The organism is Dellaglioa sp. CoH-57-MRSF-16, assembly GCF_056782055.1.
Genome location: NZ_JBXAXZ010000054.1, coordinates 1 through 478, shown reverse-complemented (window position 1 = coordinate 478; position 478 = coordinate 1). Strand labels below are relative to the sequence as shown.

General features: G+C 50.6%; 1 protein-coding gene. It reads left to right on the top strand.

Annotation, left to right across the window (positions count from 1 at the left end; all coding sequences use genetic code 11):
• Positions 1-478: hypothetical protein (locus AC1RPH_RS07805; protein ID WP_481762026.1), on the top strand; the 478-nt coding region annotated here is incomplete at both ends.

Sequence of the window (478 nt, the reverse complement as noted above, 5' to 3'; positions counted from 1 at the left end):
GTTCAAGGCCACGGATAAAAACGGAGTTCCGCAACCCGGCGTCATGATCGTGAACAACAAATATGTGGATTATCCACTTCAGCGGGAAGTATTTCAGTCTCTGAACGTGGGTAAAGTGGAAGGTCGCAACGAATTCATGCACTCTAATGTGGTGGCCTTCTTGGCTGCAATCAATCCGAGACCAGATATCGCACGGCGCTTGAACGCTATACTGCCCGAGTACGATGCTCACGAAGATTATGTTGTGGATAAGGCTATCCAGTCAATCGGGCGCGGTAACATCAGGAACCACAATTCAGACAAAAAGATGTTGGCCATTGTCTCAACTGTGGGGTTGGCCGAAAAGATTCAAGCGCGTATGAGTCATTATCCCCGCATCCGTCTGACAGATACAGAGGAACTGGGCAACATGCAGCGCTGGTCCTACAATCAGGCCGGCGCAAAAACTCGCGAAGCAAGCGGTGTGCACAGACGTGAC